The organism is Streptomyces sp. NPDC002446 (genome assembly GCF_053595675.1).
The window spans coordinates 1-15,490 of the sequence record NZ_JBSFYC010000118.1 but is presented as its reverse complement, the minus strand read 5'-3'; the positions used below and the strand labels follow the sequence as shown (position 1 = coordinate 15,490).

At 71.7% G+C, this 15,490-nt stretch carries 14 protein-coding genes and 1 pseudogene; 7 read left to right on the top strand and 8 right to left on the bottom strand.

The window, feature by feature from the left end; all coding sequences use genetic code 11:
- Nucleotides 1–165: 165 nt before the first annotated feature.
- Nucleotides 166–1,416, bottom strand: coding sequence for an MFS transporter (locus ACWD6P_RS35395; RefSeq protein ID WP_451448320.1), 1,251 nt, complete (start codon nucleotides 1,414–1,416; stop codon nucleotides 166–168).
- Nucleotides 1,417–1,545: 129 nt separating this feature from the next.
- Between ACWD6P_RS35395 and ACWD6P_RS35390 the strand changes: the two genes are divergently transcribed.
- Nucleotides 1,546–1,962, top strand: a complete 417-nt coding sequence (locus tag ACWD6P_RS35390; protein ID WP_451448319.1) for an ArsR/SmtB family transcription factor — start codon at nucleotides 1,546–1,548, stop codon at nucleotides 1,960–1,962.
- A 13-nt stretch (nucleotides 1,963–1,975) separates the two neighbouring features.
- On the opposite strand, the gene ACWD6P_RS35385 is transcribed toward ACWD6P_RS35390, so the two are convergent.
- Nucleotides 1,976–2,371, bottom strand: coding sequence for a DUF192 domain-containing protein (locus ACWD6P_RS35385; RefSeq protein WP_451448318.1), 396 nt, complete (start codon nucleotides 2,369–2,371; stop codon nucleotides 1,976–1,978).
- A 63-nt stretch (nucleotides 2,372–2,434) separates the two neighbouring features.
- Between ACWD6P_RS35385 and ACWD6P_RS35380 the strand changes: the two genes are divergently transcribed.
- Nucleotides 2,435–3,169, top strand: coding sequence for a prepilin peptidase (locus ACWD6P_RS35380; protein WP_451448317.1), 735 nt, complete (start codon nucleotides 2,435–2,437; stop codon nucleotides 3,167–3,169).
- Between the two features lie 223 nt (nucleotides 3,170–3,392).
- Here the strand turns inward: ACWD6P_RS35380 and mgrA are convergent, their stop codons facing one another.
- Nucleotides 3,393–4,424: an L-glyceraldehyde 3-phosphate reductase gene (gene mgrA / locus ACWD6P_RS35375; protein ID WP_451448316.1), complete on the bottom strand. Its 1,032-nt coding sequence runs from the start codon at nucleotides 4,422–4,424 to the stop codon at nucleotides 3,393–3,395.
- Between the two features lie 122 nt (nucleotides 4,425–4,546).
- Between mgrA and ACWD6P_RS35370 the strand changes: the two genes are divergently transcribed.
- From ACWD6P_RS35370 to ACWD6P_RS35355, 4 genes are all read left to right on the top strand, one after another.
- Nucleotides 4,547–5,344, top strand: coding sequence for an isoprenyl transferase (locus ACWD6P_RS35370; RefSeq protein ID WP_451448315.1), 798 nt, complete (start codon nucleotides 4,547–4,549; stop codon nucleotides 5,342–5,344).
- Between the two features lie 474 nt (nucleotides 5,345–5,818).
- Nucleotides 5,819–7,153: a PhoH family protein gene (locus ACWD6P_RS35365; RefSeq protein ID WP_451448314.1), complete on the top strand. Its 1,335-nt coding sequence runs from the start codon at nucleotides 5,819–5,821 to the stop codon at nucleotides 7,151–7,153.
- A 424-nt stretch (nucleotides 7,154–7,577) separates the two neighbouring features.
- Entirely contained in the window at nucleotides 7,578–8,279 is a 702-nt protein-coding gene (locus tag ACWD6P_RS35360) for an aggregation-promoting factor C-terminal-like domain-containing protein (protein WP_451448313.1), read from the top strand.
- Between the two features lie 128 nt (nucleotides 8,280–8,407).
- Nucleotides 8,408–9,916 (top strand): AI-2E family transporter, encoded by a 1,509-nt coding sequence (locus ACWD6P_RS35355; protein WP_451448312.1) that lies wholly within the window; start codon nucleotides 8,408–8,410, stop codon nucleotides 9,914–9,916.
- Between the two features lie 126 nt (nucleotides 9,917–10,042).
- Here the strand turns inward: ACWD6P_RS35355 and ACWD6P_RS35350 are convergent, their stop codons facing one another.
- Both ACWD6P_RS35350 and ACWD6P_RS35345 read right to left on the bottom strand, forming a co-directional pair.
- Nucleotides 10,043–10,576: an alkyl hydroperoxide reductase gene (locus tag ACWD6P_RS35350; RefSeq protein ID WP_384432387.1), complete on the bottom strand. Its 534-nt coding sequence runs from the start codon at nucleotides 10,574–10,576 to the stop codon at nucleotides 10,043–10,045.
- Between the two features lie 5 nt (nucleotides 10,577–10,581).
- A complete protein-coding gene (locus ACWD6P_RS35345; protein WP_393489340.1) occupies nucleotides 10,582–11,136 on the bottom strand; it encodes a peroxiredoxin in 555 nt (184 codons plus the stop codon).
- Nucleotides 11,137–11,275: 139 nt separating this feature from the next.
- On the opposite strand from ACWD6P_RS35345, the gene ACWD6P_RS35340 reads away from it, so the two are divergent.
- Nucleotides 11,276–12,235 (top strand): LysR substrate-binding domain-containing protein, encoded by a 960-nt coding sequence (locus ACWD6P_RS35340; RefSeq protein ID WP_451448311.1) that lies wholly within the window; start codon nucleotides 11,276–11,278, stop codon nucleotides 12,233–12,235.
- Nucleotides 12,236–12,238: 3 nt separating this feature from the next.
- Here ACWD6P_RS35340 and ACWD6P_RS35335 read toward each other — a convergent pair whose 3' ends face one another.
- From ACWD6P_RS35335 to ACWD6P_RS35325, 3 genes and pseudogenes are all read right to left on the bottom strand, one after another.
- Nucleotides 12,239–12,838, bottom strand: a complete 600-nt coding sequence (locus ACWD6P_RS35335) for a Uma2 family endonuclease (protein ID WP_451448310.1) — start codon at nucleotides 12,836–12,838, stop codon at nucleotides 12,239–12,241.
- A 92-nt stretch (nucleotides 12,839–12,930) separates the two neighbouring features.
- Nucleotides 12,931–15,366 carry an FtsX-like permease family protein gene (locus ACWD6P_RS35330; protein WP_451448309.1) on the bottom strand — a complete coding sequence of 812 codons (2,436 nt, stop codon included), beginning with the start codon at nucleotides 15,364–15,366 and terminating at the stop codon, nucleotides 12,931–12,933.
- Nucleotides 15,363–15,490, bottom strand: a pseudogene (locus ACWD6P_RS35325) (ABC transporter ATP-binding protein); the annotation flags it as partial. The gene ACWD6P_RS35330 and the pseudogene ACWD6P_RS35325, both read right to left, overlap by 4 nt.

Sequence of the window (15,490 nt, the reverse complement as noted above, 5' to 3'; positions counted from 1 at the left end):
GCAGTCCCACACCCCTACCCCGGAGGACCGTCACCGGCAGCCGAACAGCCCCGCGCAGCGGCAACAGCCCGCCGCAGGCGCAACGGCGAACAACCACCGCGGCGGGAAAGCCGAAAACGTGCGCGGCAAGCCAAGCGCAGCGGACGGGTGGCCGCCCACGATCCGTCAGGCGTCCGTGCCGCGTACCGCGACCAGCAGCGCGCCCGCCGCGGCGAGGGCGGCCACCGCGAGGCCGAAGGCGGTGGCGGCCGCCGGGAGGCCGATGGCGTCGCCGAGGTAGCCGTCGGCGACCGGGAGGACGCCGGCGAGGAGGTAACCGCCCGCGTTCAGAGCCGCGTTGGCCTCTGCGCGACGAGTGGCCGGCACCTCGCGGCTGAGCAGGGTCAGCCCGCCCAGCTGGCCCGCGCCCTGGCCCGCGCCGGCCAGGACCACCGCGGCGATCAGCGGCCCGAGCGTGGCGGTGTGCACGGCGGTGACCAGGGCGAGCGTGCCGGCGACGGTGGCCGCGCCGGAGATCAGCAGGACCGTACGGACGGCCGGGCGCCGCAGCGCGAACTGCACTCCGGTGGCGGCCAGGAACATCGCCAGCGCCAGACCGCCCGCCAGTGCCCGGTCCGCCGTACCGAGCAGCCCGGCCAGCAGGGACGGCCCCAGGGAGAGCACGAACGCGGTGGCGCTGATGCCGGGGGCGAACGCCGCGAGTCCCAGGGCGAGATGGCGGCGGTTGGCGCGGGGCACGGACGGCAGCCGCACCCAGGAGCCGGCGGGCGCGGCGCCGGTGCCCGGCCGCCGCGGCGGCAGCGGCATCCTGGCCACCACCGCCAACGCCGTGGCCAGCAGGACCGCTTCGACGGCGAAGACGGTGACGGTCGGCGCGGGCGCGGTCTGCGACAGCACCCCGGCCAGTACGGGGCCGATCCCGGCGCCCAGGACCATCGCGGTGGAGGCGAGCAGCGGCCCGGTTCTCCGGCCGGCCGCGATGTCCGTGACCGCGGCCATGCCGGCGGAGACGGCGGCGCCGGTGGCCATGCCGGTCAGCAGCCGGGCCGCGGCCAGTGCGGCCACCGAGGGCGCGGTGGCGTAGCCGAGGCAAGCGGCGATGCCCAGCAGCAGCGCCGGCACCAGCACCGGCTTGCGCCCGATCCGGTCCGAGGCCACCCCCGCCACCACCAGCGCGCCGAGCAGCCCGACCACATATGCGGCGAAGATCAGCGTCAAGGTGCCGGAGCCGAAGCCGAGTTGGCGCTGCCACAGCCCGTACAGCGGCATCGCCGCATTCGACAGGATGAAGATCGCGACCACGGGCCAGGCGGCGAACCAGATCTCGCGGGCGGGGGGTGGTGCGGGCAGCGGCGCGCCTGCGGGCTCGGGCGGTGCCGCGGTCCGGGGCGTCGGTGCGGTGCGGGTTTCGGGCATGGGGGTCCCCTCCTCGTCCGGCTAGTACGAGTTGATTCGTACAAGCGGTACGAGGAGATTCGTACAGGCAACTGCAGTACGATGCAAGTCGTACTAGGGATGGGTCTGCCGAGAGGGAGAGGCGCCGGGATGTCGTCCAGGGCAGAAGCACGCACCGGAGAGGCGCAGGGCACTGGCGCGGTGCGGCGCGATCTCGCCGGGCTCCGGCGGCCCGTCCCGCCCGGGGCGCCCGAGCCGCTGCCGGAACCGGCGCGCGACGCCCTGCGGCTGGAAACCGTCATGGGCGCGCTGAGCGACCCCCTGCGGATGCACATCGTGCGCCGGCTCCTGCTGGAGTCGGAGGACTTCGACCACACCTGTGGCTGGCTCGGTCTCGACCGGCCCAAGTCCTCCCTCACCCACCACTTCCGCAGCCTGCGGGAGGCCGGACTGATCCGTCAGCGGCAGTACGGGCTGGAGCGGCGCAGCCATGTCCGGATCGACGATCTGGAGGCCCGGTTCCCCGGACTGCTGGCCCTGGTCGCCGACTGGCAGCCGCTCGACTGAGCCGCGCGGGGCGTCAGCGGCCGGCCGCTTCGACGGTGAGGCGCAGTCCCGGCCGCAGCCCCCACCGCGCCATCGCCCCGGCCGGTGCCTCCAGGACGTGCCGGGCGCGCAGGCGGGGCAGGCCCAGCCGGCCCGGCCGCATGGTCCGTACGGCCAGCACCGTGAAGTCCCGCCCCAGATAGGCGACATCGATCGCAAACCGCATCCGGAAGGTGTGCACACCGCTCGCCGGGGTCAGCAGCAGCGCCCCCTCGATGCCGTCGCGGCCCAGCAGACCGCGGGTGCGGGCGCGGTAGGACGCCGCGATCTCCAGCGGAACGCCGGCACCGGACGCCAGTACGCAGTCCGGCGCGGCGCCGGCCTCCGCCTCGCCGCGCAGCATCCCCGGTCCGTCCTCCCAACGCGCCATGCCCAGCGTTCTATCAGTTCCGCGGGACGGCCCGCGGGCCCGCCGGCACTCTAGGGTCGACGCGTGGCACTGACGCTGATGGTTCTCGCCGCCGCCTACGGGGCCGCGGCCGGGCTGCTCATACCGCGGCCCGTCCACCGGATGGCCGTCGAGCCGGAGGAGGGATGGCGCGCGGCCTGTCCCAGCGGGCATGCGATCACGGGGGCGGCGCGGGGCTGGCTGGGGCGGGGGCACTGCCCGGACTGCGGGGCGTACGGGCCGCGGGCGCTGCCGACGGCGCTGGTCACCGCGCTGGTCTGCGCGGCACTGGCGGCGGCCACCGGACCGCGGCCGGAACTCGCCGTCTGGCTGGTGATGGCGCCGGTCGCGGTGCTGCTGGCGGCCGTCGACTGGCGGGTGCGACGCCTCCCGGACGAGCTGACGCTGCCGCTGGCGGTGGTCGCGGCGGGGGCGCTGGGGCTCGTCGGCGGGCTGACGGGACAGACCGGTGCGTGGCGGCGGGCGCTGCTGGGCGGTCTGTTCCTCGCCGCGGGGTATCTCCTGCTCCATGTGATCAACCGGTCGGGGCTCGGACTGGGCGACGTCAAGCTGGCGGCCGGCCTGGGGGTCGCCCTTGGGTGGTACGGCTGGCCCGCCCTCGTCACCGGGGGCGCGGCGGGGGTCCTGATCGGAGCGCTCTACGGGGCGGGGCTGATGCTGGTGCGGCGCGGCGCCCGAAACGAGGCCATGCCACTCGGGCCATTCATGATCATTGGGGCATTCTGCGGGCTGCTCCCGGGCGCCGCCGCGGCCGCCTGACCCCGCCGCGCGCCCGCGGGAGCGAAGCCGCCCCGCGCGCCGCGGGTGATCTGGGCCACGCCGCGGCGCGCGCCGGTGCACGCAGCACGCCCCTCGCGGGGTTATGGTGGAAACCCCCCCTCGGGCCGGTCCGTATCCCCCCCACGGACCGGCCCGCTTTTCTTTGTCCGCCTGCGGGCGCCCCGGCAGCGTTCGGGGCCCCGCCGCAGACGGGGTGCGGCCCCTAGCGACGGGCCCAGATGTTCACCCCGTCCGTCGTCTTCGCGAACTCGTCGATCTCGGTCAGCTCGGCGTCCGTCAGTGCCGGGGCGTCGAGGGCCGCGATATTGGCCTCCAGCTGGGTGACGCTGCTGGCGCCGATGAGGGCGGAGGTCATGCGGTCGTCGCGCAGTACCCAGCCGAGGGCGAGCTGGGCCAGCGACTGGCCGCGGCGGGCGGCGATGTCGTTGAGGCCGCGCAGCCGGCGGACGACCTCGTCGGAGAACAGGCCCGGGTCCAGGGACTTGCCCTGGGAGGCGCGCGAGCCCTCGGGGATGCCGTTCAGGTACTTGTCGGTGAGCATGCCCTGGGCCAGGGGCGCGAAGGAGATGCAGCCCATGCCCTCGTCCTCCAGGGTGTCCAGCAGCAGGTCGTCCTCGATCCAGCGGTTGATCATCGAGTACGAGGGCTGGTGGATCAGCGCGGGCACCCCCATGTCGCGCAGGAGGCCGGCCGCCTCGCGGGTCTGCTCGGCCTTGTAGGAGGAGACCCCGACGTACAGCGCCTTGCCCTGCTGCACCGCGGACGCCAGCGCGCCCATCGTCTCCTCCAGCGGAGTGTCCGGATCGAATCGGTGCGAGTAGAAGATATCGACGTAATCGACACCCATCCGCTTCAGTGACGCATCCAACGACGAGAGGAGATATTTCCGCGAACCCCATTCGCCGTAGGGGCCCGGGTGCATCAGATATCCGGCCTTCGTCGAGAGAATCATCTCGTCGCGGTGGCCACGGAAGTCCTGCGCGAAGATCTTTCCGAAGTTCAGCTCGGCCGACCCGGGGGGCGGGCCGTAGTTGTTGGCCAGATCGAAGTGGGTGACACCCAGGTCGAAGGCCCGGCGCAGGATGGCCCGCTGGGAGCTCAGGGTGCGGTCGTCCCCGAAGTTGTGCCAGAGTCCAAGGGAGACAGCGGGGAGTTTGAGTCCGCTGCGGCCCGTTCGCCGGTACTTCATCGAGTCGTAGCGGGAATCCGCGGCGCGGTAGTCGGTGCCAGTCATGCTCATCTCCCTATCACGTAGTTGTGACATACCTGATTGGGCTGTCGCGACAGGCGAGAAGTAAAGTTGCCCACTTGAGGCGACGGGGCGACCGCCATTCGGCACGGAGGGGCTGGACCAACATGCTGCGATCTTCCGGGGTGCGCATCCCTTATCCGCCTGCACTGCGCAATCTGGTGTACCGGCTGTACGCGCGCCGGGTGGAGGGTCGCCTGGACCATGCCCAGGTGCCCAAGCACATCGGCGTCATCCTGGACGGCAACCGCCGCTGGGCGCGGGCCGACGGGCGGACGACGGAGCAGGGCCATCAGGCGGGTGCGGCCAAGATCGACGAGCTGCTGGGCTGGTGCGAGGAGACCGATGTCGAGGTCGTCACGCTCTGGCTGCTGTCGACGGACAACCTCGACCGGCCCGAGGCCGAGCTGACCCCGCTGCTGGGCATCATCGAGAACACCGTGCGCAACCTCGCCGCCGACGGCCGCTGGCGGGTCCACCACGTGGGCAATCGGGACCTTCTGCCCGAGGCCACCCAGAAGGTGCTCAAGGAGGCCGAGCAGACCACCCTCGACAACAGCGGCGTTCTGGTGAACGTCGCCGTGGGGTACGGCGGCCGGCAGGAGATCGCGGACGCGGTGCGCTCGCTGCTGCTGGAACACGCCGAGCGCGGCACCTCCTTCGAGGAACTGGCCGAGATCGTCGACATCGATCTGATCTCGGAACACCTCTACACCCGCGGCCAGCCGGACCCGGACCTGGTGATCCGCACCAGCGGCGAGCAGCGGCTGTCGGGCTTCATGCTGTGGCAGAGCGCCCATTCGGAGTACTACTTCTGCGAGGTCTTCTGGCCGGCGTTCCGGAAGGTCGACTTCCTGCGCGCCCTGCGCGACTACGCGGCCCGCCACCGCCGCTACGGCTTCTAGAGGCCCTGGCCCGGCCCTCACGGGGGCCGCTTTCCGGCCCGCCCGGCCGTGCGGACGCCTACCCGCCCCTGGTGGGGGCTCTTCTGACGCACCCTCCTGTGGGCACCCCGGCCGGCTCGCCGTCCCCGGCGATCACGCGTAACCAAAGGTTCATCGGCCGTGCGTCATATGCCGTGGCATGGGGTCGGGGGTTCGAGGGAATATCCCTTCCAGGTCGGCGTCCGGAACAAGCCATCGGGCGCCGCATCTCAGCGGACGGCATGGGGCCGTCCGCCCGGGAGGCCCTTTGCACATCACGGAGATCCGTGCGTACCGCACGGGCGACGCGAGGGGCCGGCGCTCGGTCCACGCATCGTGGCCTGAGCCCGGTCCGGTCATTCGATGGCCGGGGGTCCCGGGGGCTCGGTCCCCTGGGAGCACACCGCCCCGCGACGCCGTCGCACCCCAACCTCATCCGAGGGGGTTCGTCCACCCGTGGTGAACAGCAAGCAGCGCCGTGAGAACGACCGGCGCACTTATGTCCTCGACACCAGTGTGCTGCTGGCGGATCCAGGCGCCATGGCCCGCTTCGACGAGCACGAGGTCGTGCTGCCGGTCGTGGTGGTCACGGAGTTGGAGGCCAAGCGGCACCATCCCGAGCTCGGATACTTCGCCCGGCAGGCGCTGCGCCTGCTCGACGAGTACCGGGTGCAGTTCGGGCGGCTGGACGCGCCCCTCCCCATCGGGGAGCTCGGCGGGACGCTCCGGGTCGAACTGAACCACTCCGACCCCGGGATCCTGCCCGCGGCCTTCCTGAACGGCAACCGGCTCGGCGACAACGACTCGCGGATCCTCGCCGTCGCCCGCAACCTCCAGGCCGAGGGGTACGACGTCACGGTCGTCTCCAAGGACCTGCCGATGCGCATCAAGGCGTCCTCGGTCGGTCTGCTGGCCGAGGAGTACCGGGCCGAGCTGGCGATCACCGACTCCGGCTGGACGGGGATGGCCGAGCTGGCCGTCCCCGCGGACCAGGTCGACGATCTGTACGCCGACGAGACCGCGTACGTACCGGGAGCCTCCGAACTTCCGGTGCATACCGGACTCGTGCTGCAGTCCGAGCGCGGCAAGGCGCTCGGCCGGGTCACCGCGGAGGGCGCGGTCCGGCTGGTGCGCGGCGACCGCGAGGCGTTCGGGATCCACGGCCGCAGCGCCGAACAGCGGATCGCGCTGGATCTGCTGCTCGACCCCGACGTCGGCATCGTCTCGATGGGCGGGCGGGCCGGTACCGGCAAGTCGGCGCTGGCGCTGTGCGCGGGCCTGGAGGCCGTACTGGAGCGCCGGCAGCACCGCAAGGTGATGGTGTTCCGCCCGCTGTACGCCGTCGGCGGGCAGGAGCTGGGCTATCTGCCGGGCAGCGAGGCGGAGAAGATGAGCCCCTGGGCGCAGGCGGTCTTCGACACGCTGTCCGCGGTGACCAGCAAGGACGTCATCGAAGAGGTGGTGGGCCGCGGCATGTTGGAGGTGCTGCCGCTGACCCATATCCGCGGCCGCTCGCTGCATGACGCGTTCGTCATCGTGGACGAGGCCCAGTCCCTGGAGCGCAACGTACTTTTGACGGTTCTGTCCCGTATCGGCGCCAACTCCCGGGTCGTGCTGACGCATGACGTCGCCCAGCGCGACAACCTCCGGGTCGGGCGCCATGACGGAGTGGTCGCGGTCGTCGAGAAGCTGAAGGGGCATCCGCTCTTCGCGCACATCACGCTGAACCGCTCGGAGCGCTCGCCGATTGCGGCGCTGGTGACCGAAATGCTGGAGGACGGCCGGATCTGACGGTTGTCCGGATCTGACCCCTTGTAGGGCGGCGCCGCCCGGCGAAGCGAAGGAGCTTAGCCGGGCGGCGTTGTGCTGCGCGCCGATATCCGGAAATCCCGAGGGGTAAACGAGGTGTGAGCTTTCACACCCGGCCGGGAATTGATTCCCGGTGTGTCGTTCGGGCAGAGTCTGGGTCCTGTCAGGCCCCGCATACGGCACAGCACACCCCCAGCGGTGTAGTAAACCAACGAACTTCATAGCGAGTCGCCGTATGCCGCCCGAAAGCACCACGCGGACCCCGAGGGGGACGTACCGGGCCAGTGCCTCCCGTGACCAGCCGGTCCCGCCCGCTCAACAGGGGCCGGAACAAGGGGAGGCCAGCGTCAGGGGCACGATTGCGTCCGCGAGGTCACCTATGCGGGCGATGCTGGAAGGAAAACGTGTGAGCCGGATCTCGGTCCGGGGATTCGCCGTGGCCTCCGCCACCGCGGTCACCACCGTCGGCGCCGTCGTCGGCGTCGCCGCAGGACAGCCCGCCTCAGTTGGCAACACCGAGGCCGCCGCTGCCGATGCGACGATCGCCGACATCCCCGCGGGCGCTCAGGCACAGGTGCAGACGGCTTCCCTGACGCAGCAGGCGGACGACGCGTCCACCCAGGCGGACGCGGCAGCCCTCAAGTCAGCACAGGAAGCCGCCCGCAAGGCAGCCGCGGAGACCGCACAGAGCAAGAAGGACGCTGCGGACGACGCGAAGGCCAAGAAGGACGCCGAGGCGCGCAAGAAGAAGGAGCTGGCCGCGTCCCGCTCCGACGCGCGCGACGACCTGGGCGACCTCGTCGGCAAGAGCTCGTACACCATCGCCGAGACGCAGGCCCTCGCGCGCCAGATGGTGGCGGGCGACCAGTTCCAGTGCTTCAGCAACATAGTGGACCACGAGTCCGGCTGGAACTACCGGGCCACCAACGCCTCCTCGGGCGCCTACGGGCTCGTCCAGGCGCTGCCCGGCTCCAAGATGGCCTCGGCCGGCTCCGACTGGCAGACGAACCCGGCGACCCAGATCAAGTGGGGCCTGAACTACATGAACGAGCGCTACGGCAGCCCCTGCGGCGCCTGGTCGTTCTGGCAGGCCAACAACTGGTACTAGGCCCGCCGGCCGCACCACAAGCGCATCCGAAACCCCCGAACGCCACCGCGTCGGGGGTTTCGCGCATCCGGCACAGGTAACGTCGTGTCCGTCAGCGTGTGGTGTGTGGGAGGGGAAGAGGAAGGGACATGTCCAGATTGCCTCAGTGGGTCGGCGGCCTCGGCGCCGGTCTGACGCGGCTCTCGCAGCGGCTGGAGGAGCAGCGCCGCCGCGCGGAGGCCGCGGCGGCGGCGAGCGACCCGGAAGAGCTGAGGCGTGCCGAGCGCGCTCAGGCGCGCCCGGCAGACGGGTCGAAGACCGCCAACGGCTCGCCGGGCGGTGGCCCGGCCGGTGACGGCCCGTTGGGCACGCTCATCGTCACCCGTACGCCGGAGGCGGTCGACGGCGTGCCGCACCCCGCGACCGGGGACGACCCGCCGTCCGCCGCCCGTCCGCCGGAGTCCGTTCCCGCGCCGCCCTCCTACGCCCCGGCCGTCGCGGCCCGCCCCGACCCGGTCGCGGCCGTGCCGTGGGGTGTACGGGTCGCCGCCGAGGTGGGCTGGCGGCTGCTGGTGCTCGCGGCCACGCTGTGGGTGCTGGCGCGCGTCATCACCACCATCGAGCTGGTAGTGCTGTCGTTCGTCGCGGCGACGCTGATCACCGCGCTGCTGCAGCCGACGGTGGGCTGGCTGCGCCGGCGGGGGCTGCCGCGGGGGCCGGCCACCGCGCTGACCTTCATCGGCGGCTTCGTCATCATGGGCCTGGTCGGCTGGTTCGTGGTGTGGCAGGTCCAGGACAATATCGACTCGGTCTCCAGCCGTATCCAGGAGGGCATCACCGAGCTCAAGGGCTGGCTGCTGAAGAGCCCGTTCCATGTGACCGAGAGTCAGATCAACAGCATCGCCAAGAACCTGCAGGACGCGATCGGCGCCAACACCGAGGCGATCACCTCGGCCGGGCTGGAGGGCGTCACCGTCGTCCTGGAGGTGTTCACCGGCATCCTGCTGGCGATGTTCACCACGCTCTTCCTGCTCTACGACGGGCGGCGGATCTGGGAGTGGCTGCTCAAGCTGGTGCCGGGCGCGGCCCGGGAGGGCGTGGCGGGCGCCGGGCCGCGGGCCTGGCGGACGCTGACCGCCTATGTGCGCGGCACGGTCATCGTGGCGCTCATCGACGCCATCTTCATCGGCATCGGCCTCTACTTCCTCAGCGTGCCGCTGGCCGTCCCGCTCGCCGTCTTCATCTTCCTCTTCGCGTTCATCCCGCTGATCGGCGCGGTGGTCTCGGGCGCGCTGGCGTGCGTCGTCGCGCTGGTCACCCAAGGCGTCTTCCAGGCGCTGATGGTGCTTGCGGTCGTCCTGGCCGTCCAGCAGATCGAGGGCCATGTGCTGCAGCCGTTCATCCTGGGCCGGGCGGTGCGGGTGCATCCGCTGGCGGTGATCCTCTCGGTCGCCGCGGGCGGCCTGATCGCGGGCATCGGCGGCGCGGTCGTGGCCGTCCCGCTGGTGGCGGTCACCAACACGGTCGTCGGCTATCTGCGGTCGTACTCACGGGAGCAGGCGCTGCGGATGTCGGTGGCGCCCCGCGGGGCCACCGCGATCGGCGTGGCCCCGACCCCGCCCCCGGTGAAGCGCGCGCCCGAGGAGTCCGGCGACTGAGCCGCCGGGCCGGTCCCGGCACGACGGGAGCCCGAGAACGCCGGAACCCCACAGACACGGTGTGTCTGCGGGGTTCCGTATGAGCGTTGCCGGTGCCGGATCGCCCGGCGCCGTATGCCGCCGTGGTTACTCGGCGAGCGCGGCCTCGGCGTCCAGCGTGGCGCCGACGGCCTGCAGGACGGACGCGATCTTGACGGCCTCCTGGATCGTCTCGCGGTCCACGCCGGCCTTGCGCAGCACCTGCTCGTGCGAGTCCAGGCACATGCCGCAGCCGTTGATGGCCGAGACGGCCAGCGACCACAGCTCGAAGTCGACCTTGTCCACGCCCGGGTTGCCGATGACGTTCATCCGCAGACCGGCGCGCAGGGTGCCGTACTCCGGGTCCGACAGCAGGTGCCGGGTCCGGTAGAAGACGTTGTTCATCGCCATGATGGCGGCGGCCGACTTGGCGGCGGTGTACGCCTCGGCGGAGAGGTTCGCCTTCGCCTCGGGCTCCAGCTCGCGCAGCACCTTCGGCGAGCGCGACGCGATCGCGCAGGCCAGGACCGTGCCCCACAGCTGCTGCTGCGGCAGGTCGCTGTTGCCGATCACCGAACCGAGGTTCAGCTTCAGGTCCTTGGCGTAGTCCGGAACCGCGGACTTCAGGTCATCGAGAGCCATGGGTCTCACTCACCGGCCAGCAGCGAGACCGGGTCGAGGGTGTCCTCGCCCTTGCTCCAGTTGCACGGGCACAGCTCGTCCGTCTGGAGGGCGTCGAGGACCCGCAGGACCTCCTTGGGGTTACGGCCGACGGAGCCGGCGGTCACCATCGTGAACTGGATCTCGTTGTTCTGGTCGACGATGAAGACGGCGCGCTGCGCGAAGCCGTCCTCGCCCTCGATGCCCAGGTCGCGCATGAGCTCGTGCTTGGAGTCGGCGAGCATGGGGAAGGGCAGGTCGGTCAGGTCCGGGTGGTCCTTGCGCCAGGCGTGGTGCACGAACTCGGAGTCGCCGGAGAAGCCGAGGATCTGGGCGTCACGGTCGGCGAACTCGTCGTTCAGCTTGCCGAAGGCGGCGATCTCGGTCGGGCACACGAAGGTGAAGTCCTTGGGCCACGCGAAGACGATCTTCCACTTGCCCTCGTAGGTCTTGTGGTTGATCTGCTCGAACTCCTTGCCCTTCTCCAGCGAGACACAGGCAGTCAGGTCGAACTCGGGGAACTTGTCACCAACAGTGAGCACGCGCTCTCCTTTTACACAGAAAGTCCCTTTTGAGGACTCTCGGTATTTCTCTGAGGCTTGGACGGGTTACACCGTGCCACAGGAGGCATTGATCAGGGAAATAGCTAGACTGGTAGATGTTGATCGGAGGTGGTTATCAGTGGCTTCACCGGTGAGCCAGGGCGGCCGGCCCCGCCAGCCCAGCCTGGCCCAGCTGCGGGCCTTCGCCGCGGTGGCCGAGCATCTGCACTTCCGCGAGGCGGCGGCCGAGATCGGCATGAGCCAGCCCGCGCTGTCCGGCGCCGTCTCCGCGCTGGAGGAGGCGCTCGGTGTGCAGCTCCTGGAGCGTACGACCCGCAAGGTGCTGCTCTCCCCGGCGGGGGAGCGGGTGGCGGCCCGCGCCCGTACGGTCCTGGAGGCCGTCGGCGATCTGATGGAGGAGGCGGAGGCGGCCCGCGCCCCCTTCACGGGAGTACTGCGCCTCGGCGTCATCCCGACGGTCGCGCCGTACCTCCTGCCGGCCGTCCTGCGGCTGGTCCACGGCACCTACCCCGACCTGGACCTCCAGGTGCACGAGGAGCAGACCGCCTCCCTCCTGGACGGCCTCGCCCACGGGCGCCTCGATCTGCTCCTGCTGGCCGTCCCCCTCGGTGTCCCCCAGGTCACCGAACTCCCGCTCTTCGACGAGGACTTCGTCCTGGTCGCCCCCAAGGACCACTGGCTCGGCGGCCGCGGCGACATCCCCCGCCAGGCCCTCCAGGAACTGGACCTGCTCCTCCTCGACGAGGGCCACTGCCTGCGCGACCAGGCCCTGGACATCTGCCGCGAGGCGGGGCGGGACGAGAACACCCCCGTGACGACGAGCGCGGCGGGCCTGTCCACACTGGTCCAGCTGGTGGCCGGCGGCCTGGGCGTCACCCTGCTCCCGCGCACCGCGCTACGGGTCGAGACCGCCCGCAACGACCAGCTCACGACCGGCTACTTCGCCGACCCCGCACCCTCTCGCCGCATCGCCCTGGCCATGCGCACGGGCGCCGCCCGCCAGGAGGAGTTCGAGCAGTTCGCGGCGGCGCTGCGGGGGGCGCTGCGGGGGTTGCCGGTGCGGATGGTGAAGGGGTGAGGGTCAGGGACGGGCGGCTTCGAGGATCGCTGTTACGTCGAGGGTGACGGCACTGCCGATGGAGCCGGGGAGGGCGGCGTGCTCGCCCGGGGCGTAGACGCGGTGTTTGGCGTAGTCGTTGGCGAGGGGGTCCTGCAGGACGTGCAGGCGGTTGTGCTTGCGGTCCACGATCACGTAGACCGGAATCTTGGCATTGGCGTAGGCGGTGACCTTGATCTTGAGGTCGGCGTTGTAGTTGGACGAGGTGACCTCAAGTACCAGGCGGAACGTGTCCGGGGCGTAGCAGTTGTTCTGGATCAGGTGATCCCTGAAGTCGGCGTCGACGACCGCGAGGTCGGGTACCGCGAAGTCGAACGGGCCGCCCGGGAGCCACAGACCGATGCCTTGGATCACTTTCGACTCGTCACCGTGCAATGCGGCGAAGGTGAAGATGAGGTCGGTCAGTGATTGTCCGTGGGCGCCGTCGGGCGGTGGGGTCACGGTGATTACTCCCCCGAGGATCTCGACTCGATAGCCGGGGTTCCGCTCGGCGAGCCGCTCGGCTTCGTCGAGCAGAGTTGGGGGCTTACCGTCACAGGGGTGCTCGACCGCTGCGGCAGACATAGTGCCTCCTTGTGGCTGGTGTCGAGAGCATCATCGTAGGCCGGGGCACCCGCACGCGTCTTGTACGACAACGTTCACCCGTTCGGGCACCGTCACTCCGTCCGCAGCCCCTCCGGCCGCATCATCCGCCACAGCGGCGGCAGGCTCAGCGCCGTCACGAAGAGGATCACGCCGCCGCCGATGCCGGTCATCGCCGCGACCACCGGCCAGTCCACGGTCACCGCGGACTCGATGACTGACAGCAGCAGCGTCCCCAGCGTCAGTCCGCAGGCCAGTGCCAGGCCCAGGCCGAGCGCGACCGGGATGGCGGTCTGCCACAGCACCGACCAGCCCAGGGTGGCGCGGCGGGTGCCGTACGCATCGAGGGTGGACAGCAGGCGGCGGCGCTCGTGGAGCTGCTCGACGGTGGAGATGATCAGGCCCGCGCCGATCAGCAGCAGGGTGACCACGGCGCCGATGAACAGGCCGGTGCGGACGCTGGAGAGCTGACTGTCGTGCGGGTTGTCGACCACGGAGAACTCGTGCATCGCCGGGTCGATACGGGCCGCGGTGTTGCGGATGTGCTCCACCGCGTCCGGGGTCGCTCGGTCGAAGTCGACCATGAGCTGCGTGGTGGGTTCGTCGAGCCGGGTGAGGTCGATCGCGGAGGGCGTGACCAGCAGGTCGTAGGCGATGCGGTCGAGGCCGGCCCCGGCCGCGTGCAGGCGGGCGCCGCGGGCCGTCTCGGGGACCTTCCAGGGGTAGGGCGCCACCGGGTCCGCGTGCGGGATCCGGACGTTGAGGTCGAGGGGCGTGCCGGGCGCCAGGGCGGCGTCCCGGGCGGGGTTGTTGGTGCTGAGGAAGACGTCGCCGTCGTGGCAGGACGGCAGGTCGGCGAGGCGGGTCAGTTCGGCGCAGCTGGCGATGGCGAGGCCGGCCTGCGGAGCGTCGGACGGGGCCCGGCCGGCGGCCGGCATCCGCACGGCGAGCGTGTCGATGGTGCCGCGGACCGCGGTCACCCCGGGGGTGTCGCGGAGCGCGCCGATCGCGCGTTCGGTGTGCGGCCAGCCCTTGGCCGTGCTCCACAGCCCGATCTGCGGGACCTTGCCGGACTCCGCGTACGCCTGGGCGTAACCGGTCTGCATACCGGTCATCAGCATATGGACCGCGATCGCGCCGGCCACCGCGACGGTGATGCCGCCCACCGCGCGGGTGGCCGAGCCGCTGCTCAACTGGAGGCGGCGGACGGCCAGTTGCCAGGGGACCGGGCCGCCGCGCAGCCGGCCGACCACCGCGTCCACCAGCCAGGGCAGCAGCGCGGTGACGCCGAACAGCAGCAGCATCGAACCGGCCGCGAGCCGGGCGGTGTTCAGCGGGGTGTCCGTCCAGGGCCGCTCCCACACCAGCGGGACCAGCAGGAGGGCGCCCCCGGCGGGCAGCGCGAGCCGCCACCACAGCCGGCGCCGGACGGGCGGGCGGTTGCGGACGACGCCCAGCGGCTCGACGGTGATGCCGCGCTGGGCGAAGAGCGTCACCAGGACCGCCGCCGTGGGGACGAGCAGCGTGATCAGGGCCGCGGTGAGCGGGCCCGGCGCCACGTCCGAGGGGAAGACGTTGATGTCCCACAGGGTGATCAGCGGGGCGCACTGGCGGCCGCCGAGGAACAGCGCGGCGCCGCCGACGAGCCCCAGCAGCGAGCCGAACAGCGCCTCGCCGGAGGCGATCCGGCGGGTGGTGCGGACATCGGCACCGACCAGCCGCAGTGCGGCCAGCCGGCGCTCGCGGCGCTCGTTGCCGAACCGTACGGACGTACCGATGAAGACCATCACCGGCATCATCAGCGCCACACACACCATGATCACCAGGAGCACGGCCGGCGCCCGCATCGGCGTGGGGTCCCAGTCCTTGCCGAAGTGGTCGATGCGGTAGCCGTGGGGCGCGGCCAGGGTGGCGCTCTGCGCGAGGTAGGTGAGCTCCCGCGGGCCCAGCAGGCCCGCGTCGCCGATGGTGCCGGCGATCTCGTAGTCCAGGCGTTCGCGGAGCAGGGCGCCGTCGGGGGAGTCCAGCAGCTCCTTGAGAGCGGGGGACACCAGCATCCTCCCGGCGCCCGGCAGCCGGTGGACACCGGGCGGCACCGGTGGATGCGCGCCGTCGGGGCGCACCAGTCGGCCGCGGATCGGCGTGCCGTGGAAGGTGGTGTCGACCGAGGCGTAGCGCAGGGTGTCGTCGGCGGGCCGGGGCTCGTGGCGCTGGCCGAGGTTCTCGCGGGCCTTCTCCCGGCCGTGCCAGGAGTCCATGAGGGTGGGCACGGACGCGCCGAGCAGCAGGACGGCCACGCCCAGCGCGACGCCGGCGGCGGTCAGCGCCGTACGGATCCAGCCCTCGCGGCCGTCGCCGGCCGCGAACCGCATGCCCATGACGAGGTCCCGGGCCCAGACGGCGGGGCCGCCGCGCGGGGCGGCGCACGGCTGCGGGGGCCGGGGTGCGGTGGGCGCGCGGTCGTCGCCGCGCCCGCCGTCGGTGCCGGCGTGCGAGCGCAGCAGGCTCATACCAAGCCCGCCAGCATGTCCTTCACTTTGCCGTCGCGGACGACGATCTCGCGGTCGGAGTAGGCGGCGACCCGGGATTCGTGGGTGACCAGGACGACCGCGGCGCTGGTGTCGCGGGCGGCGT